Genomic DNA, 23,365 nt, shown 5'->3' on the forward strand with positions numbered 1-23,365 from the left:
CGGGACGCCCGGCGGACGGCCCGTCACGCGGCCCGGTCCAGGGCCGAGTGGTCGACGGCGTGCAGGAGACCGGCGCCGGCGAGCAGCCGGCCGGCCTCCTCGACGACGGTGAGGCCGAGCCGTGCCACCTCGTTGCCCTGCGAGCCGGCCAGGTGCGGGGTGAGGAAGGCGCCCGGGAGGTCGAACAGGGGGGAGTCGGCGGGCAGCGGCTCGGGGTCGGTCACGTCGAGGATCGCGGTGAGGCGGCCGGTGCGCAGCTCCTCGACCAGGGCGTCGTGGTCGACGAGGGAGCCGCGCGCGGTGTTGATCAGGACCGATCCGGCCGGCATCAGGGCGAGTTCGCGGGCGCCGAGGAGATGCCGGGTCTCCGGGGTCTGGGGGGCGTGCACGGTGACGACGTCCGAGGTGCGCAGCAGGTCGTCGAGGGGCAGCAGGGGAACGCCGAGCCGGGCGGCCTCCGCCTCGTCCACATAGGGGTCGGCGAGGGCGGCCGACAGGTCGTGGGGGCGCAGGAGTTCGATGAGGCGGCGGCCGATGCGGGAGGCGCCGACGATGCCGACCCGGCGGCGGAAGTTGCCGATGCCGGGGACGATGCCGCCGTAGGGGAAGGCTCGGCGGGTGCGCAGCAGGTCACGGAAGGCGAAGACGTTCTTCCCGGCGAGCAGGATCATCGCCAGGGTGTACTCGGCGACCGGCAGCGCGTTGGCGGCGGCGGCCGAGGAGACGACGATGCCGCGCCGCCACACCTCGGGCGTGGTGAAGCCCTTGACGGACCCGGCCGCGTGCAGCACCGCACGCAGTCTCGGCGCCGCGTCCAGGGCGGTCGCGTCCAGGACCGGGCAGCCCCAGCCGGTGACCAGGACCTCGGTGCGGGCGAGCGTCTCCCGTACCCGGGGGTCGGTGAAGTCGTGCGCCACCAGAGTGGTATCGATTTCTACGTACTCGCGCAGGCGCGCGAGCACCTCCGGCGGGAAGACGTGCGGCACGTTCTGGGCTGTCATGGCGAACAATGCCTGGGGACGCTCGGGCAAGGAAGTGACCTTCCGGCTCGGTGACGCACGGGTAGCAACCGGTCTCTACGGTAGGTCTCGGCGAATGAGAGGGTCAATGGACAGGCACCGCCCGGCGGGGACGGACACTGCTCACAGGAACGGCCGGCACTCTCCGGCGAACGACAGGGATGGGACGGCAGAGATGACAGATCCGGCGCAGACGGTCACCAACTGGGCGCGCAACGTCACGTACACCGCGAAGGAGTTCCACCGCCCGCACTCGCTCGACGCGCTGCGGTCGCTGGTGGCGGGCAGTGCGCGGGTACGGGTGCTGGGCAGCGGGCACTCCTTCAACCGCATCGCCGACCCGGGCCCGGAGGGCGTCCTGGTCTCGCTCGCCGGGCTGCCGCCGGTGACCGAGGTGGACACGGCGGCCCGCACGGTCCGGGTCGCGGGCGGGGTGCGGTACGCCGAGCTGGCCCGCGCGGTCCATGCGCACGGCCTCGCGCTGCCGAACATGGCCTCGCTGCCGCACATCTCGGTGGCCGGCTCGGTCGCCACCGGCACCCACGGCTCGGGGGTGGCCAACGGGTCGCTCGCGGCGCCGGTGCGGGAGGTGGAGCTGGTCCTCGCCGACGGCTCGACGGCGAGGATCGCGCGCGGCGAGGCGGGGTTCGAGGGGGCGGTGACCTCGCTGGGGGCGCTGGGGGCCGTCACCGCGCTCACCCTGGACCTGGAGGCGGCATATGACATGGCGCAGACTGTATACACCGAACTCCCCCTGGCCGGCCTGGACTTCCCGGCCGTCTCCGGCGCCGGCTACAGCGTCAGCCTGTTCACCGACTGGCGGGAGCCGGGCTTCCGGCAGGTGTGGGTGAAGCGGCGCACCGACCAGCCCGCCACGGAGTTCGAGTGGGCCGCGCCCGCGACCGAGGCGATGCACCCGGTGCCGGGCATGCCGGCCGGCAACTGCACCCAGCAGTTCGGGGTGCCGGGACCCTGGCACGAGCGGCTGCCGCACTTCCGGGCGGAGTTCACGCCGAGCAGCGGGGACGAGCTCCAGTCCGAGTACCTGCTGCCGAGGACGACGGCCCTCGACGCACTGCACGCCGTGGACGCCGTCCGGCAGACGGTCTCCCCGGTCCTGCAGACCTGCGAGGTGCGGACGATCGCCGCCGATCCGCAGTGGCTCAGCCCCGCCCACGGCCGTGACTCGGTCGCCCTGCACTTCACGTGGGTGGACGACCTGGCGGCCGTACTGCCCGTGGTGCGGCGGCTGGAGGAGGCGCTGGAGCCCTTCGGTCCGCGGCCGCACTGGGGCAAGGTCTTCGCCGTGCCGGCCGCGGACGTGCGCGAACGGTATCCGCGCCTCGGCGAGTTCCGCGCGCTGGCCCGGGAGCTGGACCCCGACGGGAAGTTCACGAACCCCTTCGTGGCGGATCTCCTGGACGGCTGACGGACCGGACAGGACCCGGCAGGACCCGGCAGGACCCGGCAGGACCCGGCAGGACGGCAGGTCAGACTTAATCAAACCCTTAGCGTAATGCCTTGTCGAAAGCGCTTCCCAGGCCATAGCGTTGCGCCGCGTGAAGCACACATCACGTGACATCCGCACCGCGAACCGCTACGAGGTACTGCGGCACATCATCGCCGAGTCTCCCACCTCCCGGCAGGAGCTGGCGGCCGTCACCGGGCTCAGCCTGGCCACGGTCGCCACCCTCGTCGGGGAGCTGCTGGAGCTGCGGATGATCACGGAGGTCGGCTTCGAGGACTCGGCGGGCGGCCGCCCCCGGGGACTCGTCGCCGTCAACGCCTCGGGGGGTGCGCTGATCGGCGTCGACATAGCCGAGACGTACGTCCACGTCGAGCTGTTCGACCTCGCCCTGAACGTGCTGGCCCGCGCCGAGGAGGACATGCGCCCCGGTGAGAACCGGCCGGAGCAGGTGGTGGGTCAGGTGGCCGCGGCGGTCGGAGCGGTGGTGGCGCAGGCCGGCATCGAGGGCGCGCGGGTGCTGGGCGTCGGGGTGAGCGTGCCGGGGCAGGTGGACCGGGCCACCGGCATCGCCGAGTACGCGCCCAACTGGGACTGGCACGACGTGCCGTTGCTCGGCCTGCTCGCCGAGCACATCGCCTATCCGCTCCACCTGGACAACCCGCTGCGGGCGTGTGCGGTGGCCGAGCAGTGGTTCGGGGCGGCGCGGGGCCGCGGGGACACCGTGGTGGTGAACCTCGGGACCGGGGTCGGCGCCGGGCTCGCGCTCGGCGGCGGGCTGCACCGGGGGGTCAGCAACAGCGCCGGCGAGTGGGGCCACACGACGCTCGTCCTGGACGGGCGGCCGTGCCACTGCGGCAACCGCGGCTGCGTCGAGACGTACGTGGGCGCCCCCGGGATCATGCTGAACCTGCGGGAGCTGAGCCCGCAGAGCCCGCTGCTGCACCCGGAGGACCAGACGGCCACCGTGGGCGCGCTGGCCCGGGGCCTGGCGGACGGCGACCCGGTGGCGGTCGCGGTCGTACGGGACACGGCCCGTTACATTGGCGCCGGCATCGCCAACCTGGTGAACCTGCTCAACCCCGAACTGGTCGTGCTCAGCAGCTGGGTGGCCCGCAAGCTCGGCGAGCCGCTGCTGGCGGAGGTGCGCGAGGCGGTCCGGCGGCACGCGCTCGGGCGGCCGTTCACCGCCACCGAGATCGTCCTGTCCCCCATCCCCACCGACCCGGTCTGCCTGGGCGCGGCCACGTTCGCCCTGGAGGGCGCGCTGCGGTCGGTGGGCCTGCGCAACGGGGGACGGCCGGGCCGCACCGTGCCGGCCTCCCGCTGACCGACGCGGACGTCCCGGCCGTGGGACCGCCGTCCCGCCCGTGATCGAACAGTCCAAATCGCGGCACGATTAGTCCATTGCCGGGCCCCTCGGCGCTCTGCGACCGTCGTGGCGTATCCGCGGCCGGTCGGCCTTCCCAGCCGACCGGCCGTACGTCGTGCACGGAACGAGGGAGTACCCAGCGTGGCCGGAACCATCGAGGTCCGCGGTCTGTCCCGCACCTTCCACACCACCGTCCGGCGCCCGGGGTTCGCGGGCGCCCTGCGATCCCTGGTCAACCCCGAACGCGTGGAGAAGCAGGCGGTCTCCGACATCACCTTCGACGTCGCCCCGGGCGAACTCCTCGCCCTGCTCGGCCCGAACGGCGCGGGCAAGTCGACCACCATCAAGATGCTCACCGGGATCCTCACCCCGACCGCCGGCGAGGCCCGGGTCGCGGGCGTGGTGCCGTACCGGGAACGGGAGCGCAACGCCCGCAACATCGGCGCGGTGTTCGGGCAGCGGACCCAGCTGTGGTGGGACCTGCCGGTGCGGGAGTCGTTCGCTATCCTGCGCGACATCTACGAGGTGCCGAAGGCCGAACACGCCGCGCGCCTCGCGGAGTTCGACGACCTGCTGGAACTCTCCGCCTTCTGGGACACCCGGGTCAGGCACCTCTCGCTCGGCCAGCGGGTGCGCTGCGACCTGGCCGCCGCCCTGCTGCACGACCCCCCGGTCGTCTTCCTGGACGAGCCGACCATCGGCATGGACGTGGTGGTGAAGGAGCAGGTCCGCGAGTTCCTGCGGTACCAGGTGGCCGAGCGCGGCCGTACGGTGCTGCTGACCACGCACGACATGACCGAGGTCGAGCGGCTCGCCGAGCGGGTGGTGCTGGTCAACCACGGGCGGCTGGTGCTCGACGGCTCGCTGGACGAGATGCGGCGCCGGTTCGGCTCGACCTGGCAGGTGCGGGCCACGCTCGCCGACGCGCACACGCCGGTCGTCCCGCTGCCCGGCATCACCCTGGTGCGCCGGGAGGGCCCGCAGGTGGTGTTCGGCCCGGACGGTCCGGCCGCGCCCACGGTCCACGAGGCGCTGAAGCTGGTCATCGAGCGGCACGAGGTGACCGGTGTGGCGGTGGACGAGGCGGACCTGGAGGACGTGATGCGGGCGGCCTACGCGCAGGCGAAGGCCGAGGCGGTCTGACATGGCCCTCCTGTACGCCTGGCGCGCCGCCCGGGTCACCCCGCTCGGCGAGCTGTACACCCCGCCCCGGATGACCGGGGTCCTGCTGCGGCTGACCGTGCAGGTGGTGCTGGTCGCCTCGCTGTGGCGGGGCCTGTACGCCCAGTCGGGTACGACCGCGGGTCTGGACCGCGGCCAGGCCGTCACCTACGCGGTGCTGGCCGTGCTCGCCTCCCGGCTGCGGGAGCTGGACCAGTACGCGGGCCGGGACTCCGTGATGCAGCACATGCACTTCGGCACCATCGTCTACTGGTACCTGCGCCCGCTGCCGCCCCAGCGCTATCACGCGCTGCGCGCGGTCGGCGAGCAACTGTACGGGCTGACCTGGGTGTTGGCGGGATACGCGGTCTGTCTGGCGGCCGGGGTGGTGGATCCGCCGCGGTCGGCCGCGGCGGCGGCGGTGTTCGCGCTCAGCCTGCTGCTCGGCCAGCTGGTCCTCTACTACGTCATGCTCCTCATCGACCAGTTCTGCTTCTGGACGCTGCGCAACAGCGCGGCGATGCTGATCCTGGTCTTCGCGCAGAACCTGCTGTCCGGGGTGTACGCGCCGCTCTGGTTCTTCCCGCACTGGTTCGTCACGCTCAGCTCCTTCCTGCCCTTCCAGGCGACGCTGAGTGTGCCGCTGTCGCTGTACGTGGGCCGGATCCCGCTGTCGGACGCCGGCCGGCAGCTCGGGGTCCAGGCCGGCTGGGCCGTGGCGCTGTACCTCTTCACCCGTTTCGTGTGGCGGCGCGCCGCCCGCCGAGTCATCTCCCAGGGAGGCTGAGGCCGTTGAACGCCGTCCGGATCGCCTGGCGCATCACGCGCCTCAACTTCCGTGCGCAGCTGGAGTACCGCACCGAGTTCCTGATGATGATCGCGATCGGCGCCGTCTGGCAGGTGTCGGTGATCGTGTTCGCGACCGTGCTGCTCACCCGGTTCTCCGGGATGGGCGGCTGGGACAGCTCGGACGTCCTGCTCATCCCGGCGACACGGATGCTGGCGCACGGTCTGTTCGTCCTGGTCCTGGGCCGGGTGCACGGGGTGGGCCGGTACATCCAGGAAGGCAGGATCGACGCCTATCTGCTGCGCCCGATGCCCGTGTACCGGCAGGTGCAGCTGGAGTACTTCCCCACCAACGCCCTCGGTGATCTGACCGTGGCCGCGGGTCTGATGGCGGGTGCGCTCGGCCGCAGCCACCTCGACTGGACGGCGGGCCGGGTCTCGTACCTGGTCGCGGCGGTCCTGGGCGGGATGCTGCTGGAGGCGGCCCTGTTCACGGTGGTCGCCTGCGCCTCCCTGCGCTACCCGGCCGCCGACTACTGGAGCCGCTGGCTGGAGGAACTCCTCGGCACCTTCGGCAGCTACCCGCTGAACGTGCTGCCCCGGGCGGTCGGCGGGCTGCTCACCTACGGCCTTCCGCTCGCCTTCGTCGCCTACTTCCCGGCGGCCGTGCTCACCGGCCACGGCCACTCCACCGGCGCCCCCTACTGGCTGGCGGCCGCCTCCCCTCTCCTGGGTGTGCTCGCCTACCTGGCCGCCCGGTTGCTGTGGCGGTGGTCGCTGGGGCACTACACGGGGGTCAACGGCTGACCTGCCCGCGTGTGTCAGGTGCGGCCCGCGCCACGGATTGGGGTGCCCAGGCCCGCGAGGGCGATCAGGGTGCAGCCCACTCCGGCCACGGCGGCCACGGGGGCGGTGCCGTAGCGCTCGGCGGCCCAGGTGAGGACGGCCGCGCCGACCGGGGCCGTCGAGAACTGGAGCGTCCAGTGCGCGGAGGTGACGCGGCCGAGGAGAGGTTCAGGGGTGATCTCCTGGCGCAGGGACATGGAGCAGGTGCCCGCCATGCCGACACAGGCCAGGTAGACCGCGGTCACGACGGCCACGGCGGGCACCGCGTGCAGTCGGCCGAGGCAGGCGAAGGCCAGTCCACACAGCGCGGTCGTGCCGATCCAGGTCGGCCCGAAGCCGAGCCGCCGGCGGAGCCGGGCGACCAGCAGGGCCCCGGTGATCGTGCCGACCGCACCGACCGCGAGCACGGTGCCGACCGTCCCGTCGTCGTGGCCGAGGTCGTGCTTCAGGTGGTAGATCATCAGGTCGTTGATGCCGAGGGTGAGGAAGCTGAAGAGGCAGAGGAGGCCGGTGAGCGAGCGCAGCACGGGATGGCGGACGAGGTACGCGACGCCGGTGCGCAGGTCGCGCCCCACGCTCGTGTCCTTGGGCACGCGGTCGTCTCCGGCGCGCTCCCGCAGCCGTACGAAGAACAGGCAGCCCGCCGACACCGCGTAGCTGGCCGCGTCCACGGCCACCGCATCGGCCGGTCCCGTCCAGGCGGCGACCAGGCCGGCGCCCAGCGGGCCCAGCACACCGGCCGCGGCCGCCGTGGCGTTCAACCGCCCGTTGGCCTCGGTGAGCAGTCCGGTGCCGACCAGCCCGCGGACGACGGTGACGTACCCGACGGCGAAGAGCATTCCGACGGCCTCGCACAGGGGCAGGACCACGTACAGGAGCCACAGCCGCGGCCCGGTGAGCCAGACGAGCGGGACCAGGCCGTAGAGGACCATCCGGACCAGGTCGCAGGCGATGAGGAGCCTGCGCCGGTCGACCCGGTCCACGACCACCCCGGCGAAGACGGCCGCCAGCACCATCGCCGCACCGCCGACACCGGTGAGCAGACCCATCCGGGCCACCGAGCCGGTCGCCTGGAGCACCAGCAGGGGCAGTGCGATCAGACTGAACGAGTCCCCGAGCACGGAGAGGGTCTGGGCGAGCCAGAAGAACCCGAAGTCCCGCTGTCTCCACAGGGGGCGGCCGTCCGCCGCACCCCTCCGCGCCGCCGACCGCGCCGCCCGCCGCGCACCGTATGTCACGGATCCCCCTTCCGCCCGCGCACCACCTTATGCCGCCGGCCAGGCGCCATAATCGCTTGCTCCCCAAAACCTAGGGCCTCTAGGCTCGTGCCTGGTTCACCTGGACGGAGGGCGTCACATGGCACGTGCCGGGATCACCGCCGACCGGCTGGTCGCGGCGGCGGCCGAGCTGGCCGACGAGTGCGGCTTCGAGCAGGTCTCGCTGTCGGCGCTGGCCCGCCGCTTCGGCGTACGGGACGCGAGCCTCTACTCGCACGTCCGCAACCTCCAGGACCTGCGCCACCGGCTCGCCCTCCGCGCGGGCGGCGAGATGATCGACGGGATCGCCGTCGCCGTGGCCGGCCGGTCCGGGCGGGACGCGCTGGCCGCCTACGCCGACGCGTACCGCGCGTACGCGCTCGCCCACCCCGGGCGCTACGCGGCGACCCAGATCCGTATCGACCCCACGCTCGTCGACCCCGGTAACCCCGCCATGCGCCGCACCGTGGAGATCACCTACGGCATGCTGCGCGGCTACGGCCTGGCCGAGCCCGATCTCACCGACGCCGTACGCCTGTTGCGCGCCACCTTCCACGGCTACTGCGCCCTGGAGGCCTCGGGCGGCTTCAACGCGCCGCGCGACGTGCGCGCATCCTGGGACCGGGCCGTCGACGCCCTGCACATCGCCCTGGAGAACTGGCCTCGCGAGGAGCCCGACCACCATGTCTGACCTGCACTACGACGTCACCGGCAGCGGCCCCGTGCTGCTCGTGCTCCCCGGCGGAGCCGGGCACCCCATGGGCCTGGGTCCGCTCACGGAGCGACTCGCCCCGCACTTCACCGTCGCGACGTACGACCCGCTGGGCCTCGCCCACGGCCACCTCGGGGACCCGGTCGCCGACCAGACCGTAGGGGACTGGAGCGAAGGCGCGCACCGGGTGCTGGCCGAGGTACTGGCGGACGGCGAGCCGGCGTACGTCTTCGGCACCAGTGCCGGCGGAATCGCCGCCCTCGACCTGCTGGCCCGCCACCCGGACCGGCTCCGGCACGTCGTCGCGCACGAGCCGCCGTGCGTCACCCTGCTGCCGGACGGCGAGCGGCTGCGCACCGGGCTCATCGAGGAGCTCGACGGCTCCCGCCCGGCTCCCGGGACCCCGATGGCCGTCTTCCTCGCCCACGTCCTGCGCCCCTTCACCGCCTACCGCCCCCCGGCCGTCCTGCCCCGCCTCACGATCGCGGCCGGAAGCGACTCGACGGGCCAACTCCTGCACCGCACGGCACAGTTCGTCGCCGCGCACACCGGCGCGGCCTTCACGGAGTTCCCCGGCGGCCACCTCGGCGCCCTGGAAGACCCGGCCGGGTTCGCCGACCGGATCGCACAGACACTGCTCAAGAGCGGGTGAGGCAGCAGGGACGCGCTGAGCAACCGGCCGCACACCTGGAATGCAGCGGCGGAGCAGCCGTGATCATGGTGGACGGTAGGCCTTCACCGAGGGGCTGCCCCGGGCGCCGGCTCCGCCGGCCACCGCACCCGGCGCCCGGGGGGGGTCGCGATGCTCGTCAGCCTTCCGCGCTCGGCGCCACGCCCTTCCGGACTTCCCGACCATGCCGTTCTCGGATTGACCTGCCGTCGGCCCTGCTGATCGTCGACGAGGCCGACGTGCTGCGCGACGAGGGCGAGGCGTACGCCGCCGAGCTCCGGGCGGCCGACGTGCCGGTGACCACGGTGCGCTACGACGGCACGGTCCACGACTTCATGATGCTCAACTCGCTCAGCGAGTCCGAGGCCGCCCGCGGTGCCATCGACCGGGCCACCACGTTCCTGCGCAAAGCTCTGGGCACCGACCGGGACCAAAGACGTCCGCCGCCCGCGGACCGGGGTCGTGGCCGTCGCGGCTCAGTCCTGCGCGGTGTGCTCCACGTCCACGCCGGAGTCGTGCCACCGGACCCGGAGGGCAGGGCCCCCGCGCCACCGCACCGTCAGCTCCCGCTCCCCTCCGGCACGGACGGTCACCGCCTCTCCCAGCGGCTCGGCGTCCACCGCCCCGGTGAGCCGGCTCAGCGCGACGAACAGGGCCGGACCCTCCCCCGTGACCCCGGTCAGCGCGTCGTCGAGGCCCACGGCCGGCAGCAGTTCGGCCCGGAACCCCTCGGGGGCCGCCCACCCGGTCGCCCGCACGGACGTCCCGGGTTCCGCTCCCGACACCAGGAAGGCCCGCACCTCCACGGCCCCGCGCACGAGGACGACCGCGGTCACCCGGGCGCCCGCACCGGCCGCATGCCGGGAGGCCGCCCAGCCCTCCCCCACGCCCAGCGGCTCGATCCGCGTGCGGCTCGGGTCGCCGCCGACGAGCACGCTGTTGTCGTACGACGCCGAGGGCGTGGTCACGGTCGAGTAGCCGAGCCGTGTGTAGTACGGGTCGTAGCGGACGTCCTCGCTGCCGTGGTTGTGGAGGCGGACCACGCCGTCCGCACGCGTGGACTGGAGCAGCCAGTTGGCGGGCGTGATCGGGGTGACCGCGTCGGCGCGTTCCGCCGGGCCGGGTTCCTCCGTCGCCGTCCACACCTCGTGCTCCGGCGGGAGCAGCAGGCCGAGGAAGCCCTTGCTCGCCCAGTACGGGGAGGCCGGGCCCGAATAGCCTTGCAGGACGGCGGTGTCGGGGCCGTGCCAGCCGAGGGTCAGCAGCCCGTGGGCGTCCACCGCGCCCCGGTCCAGGAAGTACTTCAGCGCTCCGGAGGCCAGCCGCCGGGTCTCCCCGGGGGACAGGGGCGTGCGGCCGGTGAGCGCGCCCAGCCACAGCGGGGCGGTGGTGGCGAAGCGGTACGTCAGTGAGCGGCCCTGGTGCAGGGGGGCGCCGTCGCCGCCGAACAGGCGGGCGTAGTCGGCGAGATGGCGTTCCAGGCGACCGCCGTACAGGTCGAGCAGCTTCTCGTCGTCGGCGAGCCAGGCGTGCAGCACCGGGTAGAGGTGCATCGCCCAGCCGTTGTAGTAGTCGTACTTGCGGCCGTCGCCGTCGGTGTACCAGCCGTCGCCTACGTACCAGTCCTCGATGCGGGCCAGGCCGCGGTCGACCGCCCGGTGCGCGGCCTCCGGCCCGTGGCCGACCTCGGCCAGGAAGCCGCCGACGGTCACCGGGAACAACTCCCAGTTGCAGGGCCAGGGTTCGGCGGTCAGCGCGTCGGAGAGCCAGGCCGCGGCGCGCTGTCGCACGGCGTCGTCGAGCCGGTCCCAGAGCAGGGGGCGGGTCAGGCGCAGGGCGAGGGCGATCGAGGCGGCCTCGACCAGCGGCTGGCTGCGGTCCTCGATGCGCGGCCAGGCGCCCGACACGCCGGCCGCGAGGCCGTCGGCGTACCGCTGGAGCACGGTCTCGTCGCGGCGGAAGGCGGCGAGCAGCAGGGTGCGGGCGTAGCCCTCCAGGCCGTCGGAGAGTCGGCCCGACCAGCTCTGGTGGTCGCCGGGGAGGTGGTAGAGGGCACGGTCCGCAGTGGCGTACGGCTCGACGGCGGCGAGCAGTGCGTCGGCCGCGGCCTCCCAGTGGGCGCGGGTGAAGCCGGTGCGCGGGCTCGGGCCGTGGTCCTCGGGAGGCAGCTTCATCGGGGCTCTCTCTCGTTCGAACCGGCTCTCGTTCCTACCGGACCTACGTCGTGCAGACCTGGGGCGCCCCGGTTCCGGTCGGGACGCCCCAGGCGCTCATCCCGCCCGCACGGTGCCCCGGGGCACCAGGTGCTGGGCGAGCAGTCCGTCGCACACCAGACCCGCGTAGACGGTGGCTCCGTACGCGGAGGTGTGCGTGTTGTCCTTCTTCTGGTCGTACAGGTACAGCGCCTTGGAGCCCTCCACGCCGAGGGACTCCACCAGCGCCTTGGTCCTCGCCGTGAGGTCGATCAGCGGAACGTCCTCGGCGGCGGCGACCGAGCGGATCACCTCAGGATGATTGACGCCGAGCCCGTTGACCAGAAGCGCGATGTCGTTGTCCAGCGTGCCGTCGGCATTGAACCAGCGGCGCACGACGGGTGTGACCAGCACCGGCCGCCCGCCCTGCTCCCGTACGCCCGCCACCAGTGTCTCCAGATTCGCCCGGTAGGTCGCCTCGTCCGTCGTCTTGTCGTTGTGCGCCAGCTGGATGAGGACCAGGTCACCCGGACGGATCAACGGCTGGACGGTACCCCAGAGTTGCGGATTCTGGAGGTAGGTCACCGTACTTTCGCCGGAGTCCGCGTAGTTGGCGACGGCGACGCCCCTGCGCAGGTACTGCGGGAGCTGCTGGCCCCAGCCGGAGTAGGGGTCGGCGGGCTGGTCGCAGACGGTGGAGTCGCCGACGAGGAAGAGCTGCCGGGTGTGCCGGGAAGAAGGGGTGACGCTGATGCCGACGAGTGCGGGGGCCGGGCCGCCGATGGTGAGGTCCAGTCCGGGCGTTCCGTCCGGGCCCGTCGGCTCGCCTTCGGGGGTGCGGACATTGACGGTGAAGCCGCGGGTCACCTGCCGCCCGGCGGCCACGGACGTCTCGGGAAGGAGCGAGCGGCGGGTCTCGCCGCCGATGCTCGTGGCGGACGCGGCCGCGCCACCGAGCCGGACCGTCACGTCGTAGTCGCCCGGCGGGACGTCGAAATGGCAGGCGGTCGCGGTGCAGTTCCCGATGCCGGGGGGCGGCTGCCGGTCGTGGGCCCGGGCGGCGGGAGCGGCCGTCAGGCAGGCGGCGAGGACGGCCGCGGCGAGCGCGGTGGCACGGACTCCGTTGAAACGTCTCACCCGTAACTCCTCCGTCGTGGCGACATGACCTGGCGCGGACCGTACCCCAGGCTGGCAAGCGCTTTCCAGACCTTGGACCGATTTCCGCAGACTGCCAACTCCATAACAGTGAAAGCCCTTTCGCGAAATCGATTCAACTGTCACTCTCACACTCACCCGCACCCCCGCCCCACCGAAGGAGGCACCCCCATGTCCGGATCCACCGGGAGACCGCTCGGACGCCGCACCTTCGTCGTCGGCAGCGCGGCCGCCGCCGGCGCCGCCGCCCTCACCGGGCCCCTCGCCGGCTCCGCCGCGGCGGCGGGCTTCGGCTGGTCGGACGACGGCTCCCACTACGTCGTGGACACCGGCGCGAGCCTGGTCTTCAAGGTCAGCAAGACCAACGGCGACCTGACCTCGCTGGTCTACAAAGGCACCGAGTACCAGGGCTACGGCGGCAAGAACTCGCACGTCGAGTCGGGCCTCGGTACGTCCACGGTGACCATCGCCCAGTCCGGTTCGACGATCCTCGTCTCCGTCACGTACGGCACGCTCAGGCACTACTACGCCGCCCGCAGCGGCGAGAACAACGTCTACCTCTGGACCAACAAGGCCGACTCGTCCGTCACGGCCACCCGGTACATCGTGCGCGTGAAGGCCGGCCTGTTCCTCAACGACGAGCCGGACTCCTACACCTACGCGCCCACGGTCATCGAGTCCGCGGACGTCTTCGCGAAGTCCGACGGCCAGACCCGCGCCAAGCACTACTCGAAACTGCGGGTGACGGACTACGACTGCATCGGCTGGACGACCGGCGGCGTCGGCCTGTGGATCGTGCGCAGCAACCACGAGAAGGCCTCCGGCGGCCCGTTCTACCGCTCGCTGCTGCGCCACCAGAGCGCCGACGGCGGCGGGCTGTACGAGATCCTGTACTACGGCGAGAACCAGACCGAGCCGGAGCGCTACGGCCTCCAGGGCCCGTACGTCATCGCCCTCACGGACGGCGGCGCACCCTCCTCGTCGCTCTACCCGGGCACCCTGACCACCTCGTGGGCGGACTCGCTCGGCATCTCCGGGTACGTGGCGGCGGCCGGCCGCGGCCGGGTCGCGGGCGTCGGCATCACGGGACGGGACACGGCGTACCCGTACACCGTGGGTCTCGCCAACCCGGCAGCGCAGTACTGGGGTTCGGCGCGCTCGTCGGACGGCTGGTTCTCGATCGCGGGGGTGCTGCCGGGGACGTACACCCTCACCGTCTTCAAGGGTGAACTGGCCGTCTACACCGGTTCGGTGAACGTCTCGGCGGGTTCGACCACCACCCTGAACACCATCGCGATCCCATCCTCCAACGACCCGAGCAACGCCTCCGCGATCTGGCGTATCAACAACTGGGACGGCACCCCGGGCGGGTTCAAGAACGCCGACCTGATGACGTACGCGCACCCGTCGGACGTGCGGGCGGCCTCCTGGACCGGCAACGTGGTCATCGGCAGCGGCACCGAGACCTCGTCCTTCCCCTGCTACCTGTGGAAGGACGTCAACAGCGGGATCATCGTCTACTTCAAGCTCACGGCCGCCCAGGCCTCCGCCGCCCACACCCTCAGGATCGGCGTGACGACGGCCTACGCGAACGGCCGGCCGCAGGTCGTCGTCAACGACACCTGGACCTCTGCCGTCCCCTCGCCGCCCACCCAGCCGAGCACCCGGTCGCTGACCGTGGGCTCGTACCGGGGCAACAACCACACGTTCACCTACAGCGTGCCGGCGTCCGCCTGGCTGACGGACACCAGCGCCTACAACACGCTGAAGATCTACGTGGCGAGCGGCTCGGGGACCACGTCCTACCTCAGCGCCGGCACGTCGATCGACGCGATCGACCTGCTGACCTGAACCGGGAGCCCGTCATGTTCCGCGCGTCCACTGCTGGTTCGTGCCGCCGTTGCACGTGTACGTGATGACGGCGGCCGAGTTGGCGGTGGACGCGCCGCTCACGTCCAGGCATTCACCCGACGTACGGGCCTTGATGTTCACGTACGACCCGGAGGTGACGACCGACCACTGCTGGGCGGTGGCGCCGGTGCAGTCCTCCTGGGTGACGTCGGTCGCGTTCTCCTGGAGGCAGAGCGAGCTGCCGCGGCCCATCAGTTCGTAGTAGCCGGCGCCCAGGTCCTTGAACCACCACTTCTGGTTCGTACCGCTGTTGCAGGTGTACTGGCTGATCGCGATGCCTTCCCAGAGGGACTGGTTCGGCACGTCGGCGCACTTGCCGCTGTGCCGGGCGATCAGCGTGTTGTAGGTGGCGCCGGTGCCGGTGACCGTGCCGGCGGCCGTGTCGACGGAGACCTCCGGGGACCAGGACATCGACATCGAGGTGCCGGTCGGGAAGGTCAACGGCAGCCAGACGTAACGGGAGTCGTTGACCGTGCCGCCGAAGGAGTTGCCCCAGCGGTCGCCCATGTAGAGGTACGAGGTGCCCGAAGTGCCGCTGACCGGCAGGACGTACGCGGTCTGGGAGCCGTACGCCGTGGAGTCGCCGACGTTGGTCCAGGACGTCCAGGGTCCGGCGAGCGAGGTGGCGGTGGCGTACTTCTGCTGGTTGGGGCTCCAGCCGGTGGCGGCCGAGGTCAGCATGAAGTAGACGCCGCCCCGCTTGAAGAGGGCCGGGGCCTCGCGGCCGGCGCCGGCCCAGGGGTTGGCGACCAGGCTGTCGATGCCGGTGTAGTCGGCGGTGAGCTTGTAGATGTGCAGGTCGGCGTTCTCGTTGGACGCCGAGACCATGTAGGCGGTGCCGTCGGTGTCGACGAAGGTGGTGAGGTCGCGGGACATGTACTGGCCGAGCGGCTGGAAGCTGCCCTGGTAGCTGTAGGTGCCGTCGACGGTGCCGGAGACGGCGACGGCGGCGCGGGCCTGGCTGTAGTCGACGCCGTTCTCCTTGTGCATCCACATCACGAACCTGCCGGTGGACGCGTTGTAGATGACCTTCGGGCGCTCGATGTAGGCGGTGCCGAGCTCGGCGGCGGAGGACTGGGTGAGGACGTGGCCCCGGAACTCCCAGGTCGTCAGGTCGGTGGAGCGGTAGGCGTCCACGGACTTGAACGTGTTGTCGGAGTTGCGGTCCTCGCCGAACCAGTAGTAGTAACTGCCGACCTTGAGGACCCCACCGCCGTGGGCGTGGACGGCGTTCCCCGAGGTGTCGGTGAACTGCGTGCCGTTGGTGACGGTCTGGGCGGTGGCCGCGGCCGGCCCCGCGGCGGCCAGGGCGCCGATCACCGCCAGACAGAGGGACAGCAGGATCGCGTACGCACGTCTCATCTCACACACGCTCCTTGATTGTTCCTGGTGGGTTCTGGGGGATTCTGAGATCGGCGAAAAGGTAAGGGTGCGTCACGAGAAGGTCAACGGATCTGACAAGACACGGGGGAAAGCGATTTCTGCGCGATCGGGCCGCCGGGTTGATTTTCTGTTATCCGCGGCGGCCGTCGGCGCCCTCGCCGCCCTGCCGGCCTCCGCTCCCCCGGCCTCCTCGGCGGTCTGATGGTCCCGGCGACCCGGCGCACCCGGTGCGGGAGCCGCCGCAGGGGCAGGCGGCACGCGGCCTGACGGCCTACCTCGGGGCCGGGTCGCGGACGATCTCAGCCGTGCCGCCCACGAGGATCTCCGGGCCGTCCGGGCCCTGGCGTGCGGCCGCCCGGACGGCCGCCGGGGTGCCGAGTGCGTCGCCCATGTCGGCGGTGACGCTGCGCAGACCCGCACGGGCGAGGTGGGCGGCCAGGCAGGCCGTGCTGTTGGCGTTGGCGATGTCCTCCGGGACGCCGATCGACGGGGCGAACATGCGGGCCGCAACCCGGCCTTCGGTGGTCGGGGCCGAGTAGAGGTAGCAGCCGAGCAGGGCCAGCCGGTCGCAGGCGGTGCGGAGGCGGTCGAGGTCCGGGGTCAGGGCGGAGACGGCGGACCGGGTGGGCAGCGGGACGAGGAGCCGGGGCCGTCCCAGGGTGGCGACGACACAGCCGGGTGGGTGCCCGGCGACGCCCAGGGCGGCCAGGACTTCGTCGTGTTCGCCGGCCGCGGGGGCGCGCAGGCGGACCGGTCCCGGTGCGAACCAGGCCTCGAGGCCGCCGCTGCCGTCGTGCCGGATCGCCCGGCCTTCGAGGGTGCCGCCCCGGGTCCGCAGGGTGACCTCGTGGCCGCCGGCGCGTTCGGCGAGGACGGCCAGCGCCGCGATCGTGCCGTGGCCGCAGCCGGGGAGTTCGCCCTCGGCGGTGAAGAAGCGCAGCGCGACCCCGCCGCCGTCCCGGTCGGCCGAGAGGAACACGGCGTGGGACGTTCCGGCACGGACGGGTACCTCGCGGCGCTCGTCGTCGGTGAGCGGTGTGTCGTCCAGGACCGCGGTGGGGCTGCCCCCGCGGCCGTCGCGCAGGCAGGCGCGCACGAGGGTGACGGTCACGGAGGCGAGCGTAGCGGAGGGCTCCGGGACGCGGTCGGGGCGACGGCCGTGATGGCGGTTCCGGTGCCGGGTCGACTAGCGTCGGGAGCATGACCAGCGACAACTCCCCCAGCCTCGCCGACGCACTCGCCGCCGGGACGGTCGTGCTCGACGGTGGCATGTCCAACCAGCTGGCGTCCGCCGGGCACGACCTGAGCGACGAGCTGTGGTCGGCGCGGCTGCTGGCCGACCGGCCCGACGCGGTCCGCGACGCCCACCTCGCGTACTTCGCGGCGGGCGCCGACGTCGCGATCACCGCCAGCTACCAGGCCACGTTCGAGGGTTTCGGCAAGCGCGGGATCCCGCACGAGGAGGCCGCCCGGCTGCTCGCGCTGAGTGTGGAGCTGGGTCGCGACGCGGCACGGCGGGCGCGGGCGGAGGGGATCGCAAGGCCGTTGTGGGTGGCCGCGTCGCTCGGGCCGTACGGGGCGATGCTGGCCGACGGCTCCGAGTACCGGGGGCGGTACGGGCTGAGCGTCGGGGAACTGGAGCGGTTCCACCGGCCGCGCCTCGAGGTGCTGGCCGGGGCGGGGCCGGACGTGCTGGCGCTGGAGACCGTGCCGGACGCGGACGAGGCGGCGGCGTTGCTGCGGGCGGTGCGCGGGCTGGGGGTGCCGGCCTGGCTGTCGTACAGCGTGGCCGGTGGGCTCACGCGGGCGGGGCAGCCGCTGGAGGAGGCGTTCGCCCTGGCCGCCGACGTGGACGAGGTGATCGCCGTGGGCGTGAACTGCTGTGCGCCCCAGGATGCCGACCGTGCGGTGGAGGTGGCGGCGCGGGTGACGGGGAAGCCTGTGGTCGTCTATCCCAACAGCGGTGAGGTGTGGGACGCGCAGGCGCGGGCGTGGACCGGGCGGTCGTTGTTCGACACCGAGCAGGTGGTGGGGTGGCGAGAGGCGGGGGCCCGGCTGATCGGGGGGTGCTGTCGGGTGGGGCCGGAGGCGATCGCCGGGATCGCTCGGGTGGTGTGAAGGGTGCTGTTCCTCGGCGGGAAGCCGGACCACACGACGACGATGGGACGGGAGCACGGCTACCTGGCCGCGCACCGGGCCCGGGGGGGGTGAACCCGATCCCGCGCTCCTGCTGCACGGCGACTTCACCCGGGACTCCGGGCACCGCCTGATGCGGCAGGCGCCGGCTCGGGAGCTGGAGTTCAGCGCGGTGGCCGCCGCCACCGACATGGTGGCCGCGGGCGCGCTGACCGCGCTGCACGAGGCGGGTCTGGCGGTGCCGGGCGACGTGTCGCCGGCCGGGTACGACGACATACCGTTCGCCCGTGATCTGCACCCGGCCCTGACCACGGTGCACGTGCCCTACGAGGAGCTGGGGCGGCTCGCCGTGCGCACCGCGCTCGAAGCCGGCCGGGAGCCGGCCGGCGACCACCTGCTGCTCGGCACGCACGTGGTGGTACGCGACTCAGTGGCGGCGTACGGCGGCGACTGAACGGCGCAGCCGGCGTACCGCCAGGGCGAGTTCGGCGGTTCGCTCGGGGTGCGGCGCTGGTGCGCCGGAGTTCCAGAGGGCGAACTCCGCGTCCCGGGGGCCGGACACGGTGCGCGGCTCGCCGTCGCCGAGGACGCAGACCGGGTGGGTGTCGTCCCAGGGCTGCCAGCCGGGGTCGCCGGTGGTGGCGAACCGGACCCAGGCGCCGTGCATCGCGTCGGCGAGCTCCTGCGGGGCGCCCTCGCCGGCCAGCCGGACCGAGTCGGGGTCCTCCCCGGTGTCGAAGACGAAGCCCAGTTCCAGGGCGTGGCAGGCGCCGAGGCCGGGCCGGTTGGAGGGCCAGGCGAACTCGTAGAGGTAGGAGGAGCCGGGGCGGGCCTCGGCCAGCCGGTGCAGGGGGAGGCGGAGCAGGTGGTCGGTGACCATCTGGCCGACGGTCTCGGCGGGGCCCGCCTCGGGATGCAGGATGCGGTAGCCGCGCGGCACCTCGTGGCCGGCGCGGCAGCGGGCCATGGCGCCGGCGAAGGCGACCGGGCCGAGCCGCTCGACGTGGTCGACGAGGCCGCCGGGTACCAGCCAGAGCCGGTACTCGTCGCGGGTCCAGCCCATCAGGAGGTCGACGCCGGGCGCCGCCTCGCCGTCGAGGAGCGCCTGGAGCGGGTCGCGCGGGACGAGGTCGCCGTCGACGACGATCCCGAAGGCGGGGCCGCCGAGGACGGGGCTGCTGAGCCGGCCCACCTCGGCCTGGGTGCGCAGCAGCAGCCCGCGGTCCACCTCGGCGAAGGCCTGGGCGGTGGCGGGGATCCTGAGCCGGTTGGCCATCCGGCGGACCATGCGCCGTACCTTGTCCCGTTGCGAGGCCTCGGGTGGCCCGCTCTGCAGGACGGCCCGGCGGATCAGGCCCTGGGCCTGGGGGGCGGCGAGCAGGGCGCCGGTGCTGATGGCGCCGGCGGACTGGCCGCAGAGGGTGATCCGGTCCGGGTCGCCGCCGAAGGCCGCGATGGTGTCGTGGACCCAGCGCAGGGCGGCGAGCTGGTCGCGCAGCCCGGGGTTGGGCGGGGTGTCGGGGAACAGGCCGTAGCCCTCCACGCCCAGCCGGTAGTTCACCGAGACGAGGACGACCCCGTCCCGGGCGAACGCGTGCCCGTCGTACACCGGCACGGCCGAGGAGCCCCTGGTCAGGGCGCCGCCGTGCAGCCAGACGAGGACCGGGAGCCGGGCGCCGGGGCCCGGCTCCGGGGTCCACACGTTGAGGTTGAGGCAGGCGTCGCCGGGGATCACCGGGTCGGACAGGTACCGCGCGAACGCCGGTGAGTACGGCGGTTTGGGCGCCGTCGGCCCGAACGCGCCCGCGTCCCGGACGCCGTCCCAGGGCTCGGGCGGCACGGGCGGACGGAACCGGTGCTCCCCGAAGGGCGGGGCGGCGTACGGGATGCCGCGGAACACCGCGACCCCGTGTTCCCACCTGCCGCGCACCGCCCCGTACGGGGTGCCCGCCACGGGGTCCTTCGGGCCCGTCCGCTCTGCCGTCATCCGCCCCACCAGCTCCTCCCGCCGCGTGCACCGGAAACGCCGACAGGAAAAGAGCACCACAGCGTCCTCCAGTATTCCGGCACACACGGCGGCCGGGCGGATGCACGCGGCTACTTGGCGTACATCAGGGTGCCGAAGCCGAGCTGGTCGTAGCCGCCGCTGTCAAAGCCGTAGTCGCCTCCGGTGCCCCAGGTGTAGGTGGTGAAGGGGACGTCGTCGCCGATGTTGTACTTGGCGACGTACTGGGCGGCCTTCATGAGCCTCCTGTCGTCGTAGGAGTAGAGGTCGTCGCCCTGGTTCCAGGCCATCTCGCAGATCGCGCCCATCCGGCCCATGCCCATGACGGTGTGGCCCTGGTCGCGCCCGGACTCCTGCCACTGGCCGAGGGCGTAGCCGTCGGAGTCGGTGTACAGGTAGGGCACGGCGTGCTCGATGGAACCGTTGCCGGCGACGGACTTGACGTAGGTGACGGCGGTGGAGGACGTTCGCCAGCATCTCCTGGGCGGCGGCGAGGTCGAGGCCGTCGTAGTCGCGCATCAGCTCGCAGGCGTTGGCGAACTGCCAGCCGTAGAGGCCGGCCGCGAGGAACCGGTCGGCGTTCCCGGTGACCGTGGTCAGCGTCGTCGAGCAGGCGTTGAGGATGTCCGCGGCGCACTCGGCGTTGGCCTCGGTGCCGCCGGCCTTCCAGCGCAGGGCGTTCTGGTAGGTGGCGGCGATGTCGCCGTAGAGGAGGCTGTAGTTCTGTCCGTCGCCGCCGCGGACGACGGTGGCGGTGGCCCGGTTGGTCCAGGTCGACTGGGAGTGGGAGTTGGCGGTCAGCCTGTTCCAGCCGGACAGCCAGGGCTCGGTGCCGGCGGCGACCCGCACCTTGGCGCGGTTGATGTCACCGGCGTTGTGCAGCATGCCGGGGTGGGTGAAGGCCGACGGGGCCGCGTCGGCCGCCCGGAGGGCACCCGGACCGAGCTGTCGACCAGGCTGGTGGAGCGGGCGAGCACGGCGGCGCCGGCGGCCCGTTCGGACGTACGACGGTGACCGCGCCTTGATCAAGATCGTTTCCGGGGCATGAAACTCACCCTGCGCACCGCTGCGGCCTGTTTGCTGGCCGCAGCGGCCGTGACCACGGCCCTGGGCACCGCCCGGGCCACGACCCTGACGGTCGCCCCGGCTCAGCACCACGCCACGGTGGCCGCCACCCCGACCGACGAGCACGACCCGAAGGAGGACGTGGAGCTGGACGAGAACGGCCTGCCGGACCTGACCGAGGACTGAGGCGCAAAGCGCCTCGACGGGGCGCCGGGAACTGCGCGACCAGCCACAACGGTCCCGCAGTTCCCCACCGGCCGATCAGGCCCGGCCGCCTGCTCAGTCGTCGTCGTTGGGACGCGGCTGCCCCATCAGCGCCTGGATCGCGTCCACGGCGCTGCCGTCGTGGTCGCTGCCGGCCGTCCCTCTCCCGGCCTGGATGTTGGCCGTGCGGTCCACCTCCAGGATGGAGTCCGCGTGGGAGTTGTCGAGCACGGTGATCAGGCTCCCGCCCGCACAGGCCGGTGCCGCGGCCCCGCCCAGCAGGGCTGCGGCGACCGTCGCGGCCGCACGCAGCCGCGCCCCCGGGTTCGTCACACGCCCACGCCCTCGGGCTCGTCGAGCCGTTCGCGGGCGATGTTGCGCTCCAGCAGGGTGGTGGACGTCTTGACGCCCACGCCGCCGGCCGCGTCGACCTTCGGCAGCCGGCCGTCCGCGGACTTCAGCTCGCTCAGCGCCGAGTCCATCGCCTCGTGCGCGGCGAACAGGCAGGGCGTGGAGTAGATCGCGACGTCGACGCCGAGCTCGTCCAGCTCGGTGAGCGAGAGCCGGGGCGACTTGCCGCCGGCGATCTGGTTGAAGAGCAGCGGCTTGTCGCCGACGACCTTGCGGATCCGGCGGATCCACTCCTCGCTGCGCACCCCGTCGACGAGGATGACGTCGGCGTCGGTGGCGGCGAGGCGCTCCGCGCGGTGCAGGATGTCGTGTTCGTCGGTGGCGTCCGTGCGGGCCACGACGACCAGGTCCTGGCGGGTCTCCAGGACCTTCTCCAGCTTGTCCAGGTACTCCTCGAGCGGCAGCACCTGCTTGCCGTCGGCGTGCCCGCAGCGGCGCGGCCGCTTCTGGTCCTCCAGGATCACCCCGGAGGCGCCGATCCGCTCCAGTCCCTCCACGACGTGGCAGGCGACCTCGGGGTCGACGTAGCCGTCGTCGATGTCGACGAGGAGGTGGTGGTGCGGGAACGCGCCCCGCAGCCGCTGGACGAAGGCCACCATGTCGGGCCAGGCGATGAACCCGATGTCCGGCAGGCCGTAGTACGAGGCGGCGAAGCCGAAGCCCGATACGAACATCCCGTCGTAGTGTTTGGCCGCGATCGACGCCGAGTACATGTCGTACACGCCGATCAGCGGGGTGGTCCCCGGCCCGGCGATCTGCTCGCGCAGCTTCTTCCCGTAAGTCAAGGTCCGGCTCCTCCTGTGGGTGGGTGGCGCGGCGGCGCGACCGGCCTCCGCGTCTCTGCAGCCCTTTGCCAAGACAAGAGCATCTCTAGATACGCACGTGACTATCTCCGTGCGCGACCTTTACTCACCCCAATGGCGGATCCGGTTCACCGGAGAAACGTCACTGGACCAGCCGTGCGGCCCAGGCGACACCCCCGTACAGGTGGGCCAGGAAGCCCGGATCCCGGTAGGCCTCGGGGGCGTGACCGAGGGCGGTGTAGAACACCCGTCCGGCCCCCTGCTCGCGGCACCAGGCGAGCGGATGGTCGTCCCCCATCCCGCCGCCCTCGTACGACGTCTCGTCGGCGCGCAGCAGGACCCGGACCCGGCCGCGCGGGTTGTCGCGGAAGTCGTACCACTCGTCGGTGAAGTCCCAGACGGCGGGCAGGTGCCGGGTCGCGGGGTGGTCGTGGTCCTCGACGAGCGCCCGGCCGGGCTGGTACTCCGGGTGGCGGTCGAAGCGGGCGCCGAGGAGTTCGCCGTAGTACGGCCAGTCGTCCTCGGTGCAGGCCGCCGCGTGCACGCCCGCGAAGCCGCCGCCGGCCTCGACGTGGGCGGCGAGCCGCGCCCGCCCCGCCGGGGTCAGGATCTCGCCGCTGGTCGAGAGGAAGACGACGGCCGCGTACTTGTCGAGGGGTTGTTCGAGGGCGGCCGGGTCCTCGGTGGCGTCGATGCCGGCACCGGTGAACTCCCGCAGGGCGGCGAGGGCGTCGGGGATGGAGTCGTGCCGGTAGCCGGTGGTGCGGGTGTGGACGAGCAGTCGAGGGGCCATGCCCGCATGATCGCCCACGG

22 protein-coding genes and 2 pseudogenes are annotated in these 23,365 nt (G+C 72.7%); 13 read left to right on the plus strand and 11 right to left on the minus strand.

What is annotated here, in order from left to right:
• Window positions 1-23: 23 nt before the first annotated feature.
• Window positions 24-1,031 carry a hydroxyacid dehydrogenase gene (locus ACZ63F_RS20930; protein WP_469712809.1) on the minus strand — a complete coding sequence of 336 codons (1,008 nt, stop codon included), beginning with the start codon at window positions 1,029-1,031 and terminating at the stop codon, window positions 24-26.
• 163 nt (window positions 1,032-1,194) lie between these two features.
• On the opposite strand from ACZ63F_RS20930, the gene ACZ63F_RS20935 reads away from it, so the two are divergent.
• The 5 genes from ACZ63F_RS20935 (at window position 1,195) to ACZ63F_RS20955 (ending at window position 6,610) form a co-directional block, all read left to right on the plus strand.
• Entirely contained in the window at window positions 1,195-2,448 is a 1,254-nt protein-coding gene (locus ACZ63F_RS20935; RefSeq protein ID WP_469712810.1) for an FAD-binding protein, read from the plus strand.
• Between the two features lie 130 nt (window positions 2,449-2,578).
• Window positions 2,579-3,814, plus strand: a complete 1,236-nt coding sequence (locus ACZ63F_RS20940; protein ID WP_469712811.1) for an ROK family transcriptional regulator — start codon at window positions 2,579-2,581, stop codon at window positions 3,812-3,814.
• A gap of 183 nt (window positions 3,815-3,997) precedes the next feature.
• Entirely contained in the window at window positions 3,998-4,999 is a 1,002-nt protein-coding gene (locus tag ACZ63F_RS20945; protein WP_469712813.1) for an ABC transporter ATP-binding protein, read from the plus strand.
• Window position 5,000: 1 nt separating this feature from the next.
• The gene (locus tag ACZ63F_RS20950; RefSeq protein ID WP_469712815.1) at window positions 5,001-5,804 is read left to right on the plus strand and encodes an ABC transporter permease; all 804 of its coding nucleotides are present in this window, start codon (window positions 5,001-5,003) and stop codon (window positions 5,802-5,804) included.
• Between the two features lie 5 nt (window positions 5,805-5,809).
• On the plus strand, window positions 5,810-6,610 hold the full coding sequence (locus ACZ63F_RS20955; protein WP_469712817.1) for an ABC transporter permease: 801 nt from the start codon (window positions 5,810-5,812) through the stop codon (window positions 6,608-6,610).
• A gap of 14 nt (window positions 6,611-6,624) precedes the next feature.
• On the opposite strand, the gene ACZ63F_RS20960 is transcribed toward ACZ63F_RS20955, so the two are convergent.
• The gene (locus tag ACZ63F_RS20960) at window positions 6,625-7,887 is read right to left on the minus strand and encodes an MFS transporter (protein WP_469712818.1); all 1,263 of its coding nucleotides are present in this window, start codon (window positions 7,885-7,887) and stop codon (window positions 6,625-6,627) included.
• Window positions 7,888-8,005: 118 nt separating this feature from the next.
• Here ACZ63F_RS20960 and ACZ63F_RS20965 point away from each other — a divergent pair, with 118 nt between their 5' ends.
• The 3 genes and pseudogenes from ACZ63F_RS20965 to ACZ63F_RS20975 form a co-directional block, all read left to right on the plus strand.
• Complete coding sequence (locus tag ACZ63F_RS20965; protein ID WP_352366215.1) at window positions 8,006-8,596, plus strand: TetR/AcrR family transcriptional regulator; 591 nt, start codon at window positions 8,006-8,008, stop codon at window positions 8,594-8,596.
• Window positions 8,589-9,269, plus strand: a complete 681-nt coding sequence (locus ACZ63F_RS20970; protein ID WP_469712820.1) for an alpha/beta fold hydrolase — start codon at window positions 8,589-8,591, stop codon at window positions 9,267-9,269. Before ACZ63F_RS20965 ends, ACZ63F_RS20970 begins: the two co-directional genes overlap by 8 nt.
• Window positions 9,270-9,334: 65 nt before the next feature.
• Window positions 9,335-9,613 (plus strand): annotated as a pseudogene (locus ACZ63F_RS20975) (alpha/beta hydrolase fold domain-containing protein); the annotation flags it as partial.
• Window positions 9,614-9,763: 150 nt separating this feature from the next.
• Here ACZ63F_RS20975 and ACZ63F_RS20980 read toward each other — a convergent pair.
• On the minus strand, window positions 9,764-11,461 hold the full coding sequence (locus tag ACZ63F_RS20980; protein ID WP_469712821.1) for a DUF2264 domain-containing protein: 1,698 nt from the start codon (window positions 11,459-11,461) through the stop codon (window positions 9,764-9,766).
• Window positions 11,462-11,557: 96 nt separating this feature from the next.
• Window positions 11,558-12,616, minus strand: a complete 1,059-nt coding sequence (locus ACZ63F_RS20985) for a rhamnogalacturonan acetylesterase (protein ID WP_469712823.1) — start codon at window positions 12,614-12,616, stop codon at window positions 11,558-11,560.
• 189 nt (window positions 12,617-12,805) lie between these two features.
• On the opposite strand from ACZ63F_RS20985, the gene ACZ63F_RS20990 reads away from it, so the two are divergent.
• A complete protein-coding gene (locus ACZ63F_RS20990) occupies window positions 12,806-14,485 on the plus strand; it encodes a rhamnogalacturonan lyase B N-terminal domain-containing protein (RefSeq protein ID WP_469712825.1) in 1,680 nt (559 codons plus the stop codon).
• 12 nt (window positions 14,486-14,497) lie between these two features.
• Here ACZ63F_RS20990 and ACZ63F_RS20995 read toward each other — a convergent pair whose 3' ends face one another.
• Together ACZ63F_RS20995 and ACZ63F_RS21000 are read right to left on the minus strand one after the other, a co-directional pair.
• Entirely contained in the window at window positions 14,498-15,907 is a 1,410-nt protein-coding gene (locus ACZ63F_RS20995; RefSeq protein WP_469712826.1) for an RICIN domain-containing protein, read from the minus strand.
• Window positions 15,908-16,199: 292 nt separating this feature from the next.
• Window positions 16,200-17,039 (minus strand): PhzF family phenazine biosynthesis protein, encoded by an 840-nt coding sequence (locus ACZ63F_RS21000; RefSeq protein WP_469712828.1) that lies wholly within the window; start codon window positions 17,037-17,039, stop codon window positions 16,200-16,202.
• An 89-nt stretch (window positions 17,040-17,128) separates the two neighbouring features.
• Between ACZ63F_RS21000 and mmuM the strand changes: the two genes are divergently transcribed.
• Window positions 17,129-18,046, plus strand: a complete 918-nt coding sequence (gene mmuM / locus ACZ63F_RS21005; RefSeq protein ID WP_469712829.1) for a homocysteine S-methyltransferase — start codon at window positions 17,129-17,131, stop codon at window positions 18,044-18,046.
• Between the two features lie 151 nt (window positions 18,047-18,197).
• A complete protein-coding gene (locus ACZ63F_RS21010) occupies window positions 18,198-18,518 on the plus strand; it encodes a substrate-binding domain-containing protein (RefSeq protein ID WP_469712830.1) in 321 nt (106 codons plus the stop codon).
• Here the strand turns inward: ACZ63F_RS21010 and ACZ63F_RS21015 are convergent.
• A complete protein-coding gene (locus ACZ63F_RS21015; protein WP_469712831.1) occupies window positions 18,492-20,051 on the minus strand; it encodes a carboxylesterase/lipase family protein in 1,560 nt (519 codons plus the stop codon). The genes ACZ63F_RS21010 and ACZ63F_RS21015 overlap by 27 nt on opposite strands.
• 110 nt (window positions 20,052-20,161) lie before the next feature.
• Window positions 20,162-20,993: pseudogene (locus ACZ63F_RS21020) on the minus strand (alginate lyase family protein); the annotation flags it as partial.
• Here ACZ63F_RS21020 and ACZ63F_RS21025 point away from each other — a divergent pair.
• Window positions 20,961-21,083 carry a hypothetical protein gene (locus ACZ63F_RS21025; RefSeq protein WP_469713097.1) on the plus strand — a complete coding sequence of 41 codons (123 nt, stop codon included), beginning with the start codon at window positions 20,961-20,963 and terminating at the stop codon, window positions 21,081-21,083. The pseudogene ACZ63F_RS21020 and the gene ACZ63F_RS21025 overlap by 33 nt on opposite strands.
• A gap of 30 nt (window positions 21,084-21,113) precedes the next feature.
• On the plus strand, window positions 21,114-21,320 hold the full coding sequence (locus ACZ63F_RS21030) for a hypothetical protein (protein WP_388717353.1): 207 nt from the start codon (window positions 21,114-21,116) through the stop codon (window positions 21,318-21,320).
• 93 nt (window positions 21,321-21,413) lie between these two features.
• Here the strand turns inward: ACZ63F_RS21030 and ACZ63F_RS21035 are convergent, their stop codons facing one another.
• The 3 genes from ACZ63F_RS21035 to ACZ63F_RS21045 form a co-directional block, all read right to left on the minus strand.
• Complete coding sequence (locus tag ACZ63F_RS21035) at window positions 21,414-21,671, minus strand: hypothetical protein (protein ID WP_469712833.1); 258 nt, start codon at window positions 21,669-21,671, stop codon at window positions 21,414-21,416.
• Window positions 21,668-22,534 (minus strand): isocitrate lyase/PEP mutase family protein, encoded by an 867-nt coding sequence (locus ACZ63F_RS21040; protein ID WP_469712835.1) that lies wholly within the window; start codon window positions 22,532-22,534, stop codon window positions 21,668-21,670. Before ACZ63F_RS21040 ends, ACZ63F_RS21035 begins: the two co-directional genes overlap by 4 nt.
• Window positions 22,535-22,694: 160 nt before the next feature.
• Window positions 22,695-23,345, minus strand: coding sequence for a ThuA domain-containing protein (locus tag ACZ63F_RS21045; protein WP_469712836.1), 651 nt, complete (start codon window positions 23,343-23,345; stop codon window positions 22,695-22,697).
• Window positions 23,346-23,365 lie beyond the last annotated feature (20 nt).

The sequence above is a fragment of the Streptomyces sp. NPDC104761 genome (assembly GCF_055583445.1).

Bases quoted from the DNA above. Each gene is read 5' to 3' on its own strand.
- ACZ63F_RS20935 (WP_469712810.1), top strand. From the start codon at position 1,195: ATGACAGATCCGGCGCAGACGGTCACCAACTGGGCGCGCAACGTCACG.
- ACZ63F_RS20950 (WP_469712815.1), top strand. From the start codon at position 5,001: ATGGCCCTCCTGTACGCCTGGCGCGCCGCCCGGGTCACCCCGCTCGGC.
- ACZ63F_RS20965 (WP_352366215.1), top strand. From the start codon at position 8,006: ATGGCACGTGCCGGGATCACCGCCGACCGGCTGGTCGCGGCGGCGGCC.
- ACZ63F_RS20970 (WP_469712820.1), top strand. From the start codon at position 8,589: ATGTCTGACCTGCACTACGACGTCACCGGCAGCGGCCCCGTGCTGCTC.
- ACZ63F_RS20980 (WP_469712821.1), bottom strand. From the start codon at position 11,461: ATGAAGCTGCCTCCCGAGGACCACGGCCCGAGCCCGCGCACCGGCTTC.
- ACZ63F_RS20990 (WP_469712825.1), top strand. From the start codon at position 12,806: ATGTCCGGATCCACCGGGAGACCGCTCGGACGCCGCACCTTCGTCGTC.
- ACZ63F_RS20995 (WP_469712826.1), bottom strand. From the start codon at position 15,907: ATGAGACGTGCGTACGCGATCCTGCTGTCCCTCTGTCTGGCGGTGATC.
- mmuM (WP_469712829.1), top strand. From the start codon at position 17,129: ATGACCAGCGACAACTCCCCCAGCCTCGCCGACGCACTCGCCGCCGGG.
- ACZ63F_RS21010 (WP_469712830.1), top strand. From the start codon at position 18,198: ATGCGGCAGGCGCCGGCTCGGGAGCTGGAGTTCAGCGCGGTGGCCGCC.
- ACZ63F_RS21015 (WP_469712831.1), bottom strand. From the start codon at position 20,051: ATGACGGCAGAGCGGACGGGCCCGAAGGACCCCGTGGCGGGCACCCCG.
- ACZ63F_RS21030 (WP_388717353.1), top strand. From the start codon at position 21,114: ATGAAACTCACCCTGCGCACCGCTGCGGCCTGTTTGCTGGCCGCAGCG.
- ACZ63F_RS21045 (WP_469712836.1), bottom strand. From the start codon at position 23,345: ATGGCCCCTCGACTGCTCGTCCACACCCGCACCACCGGCTACCGGCAC.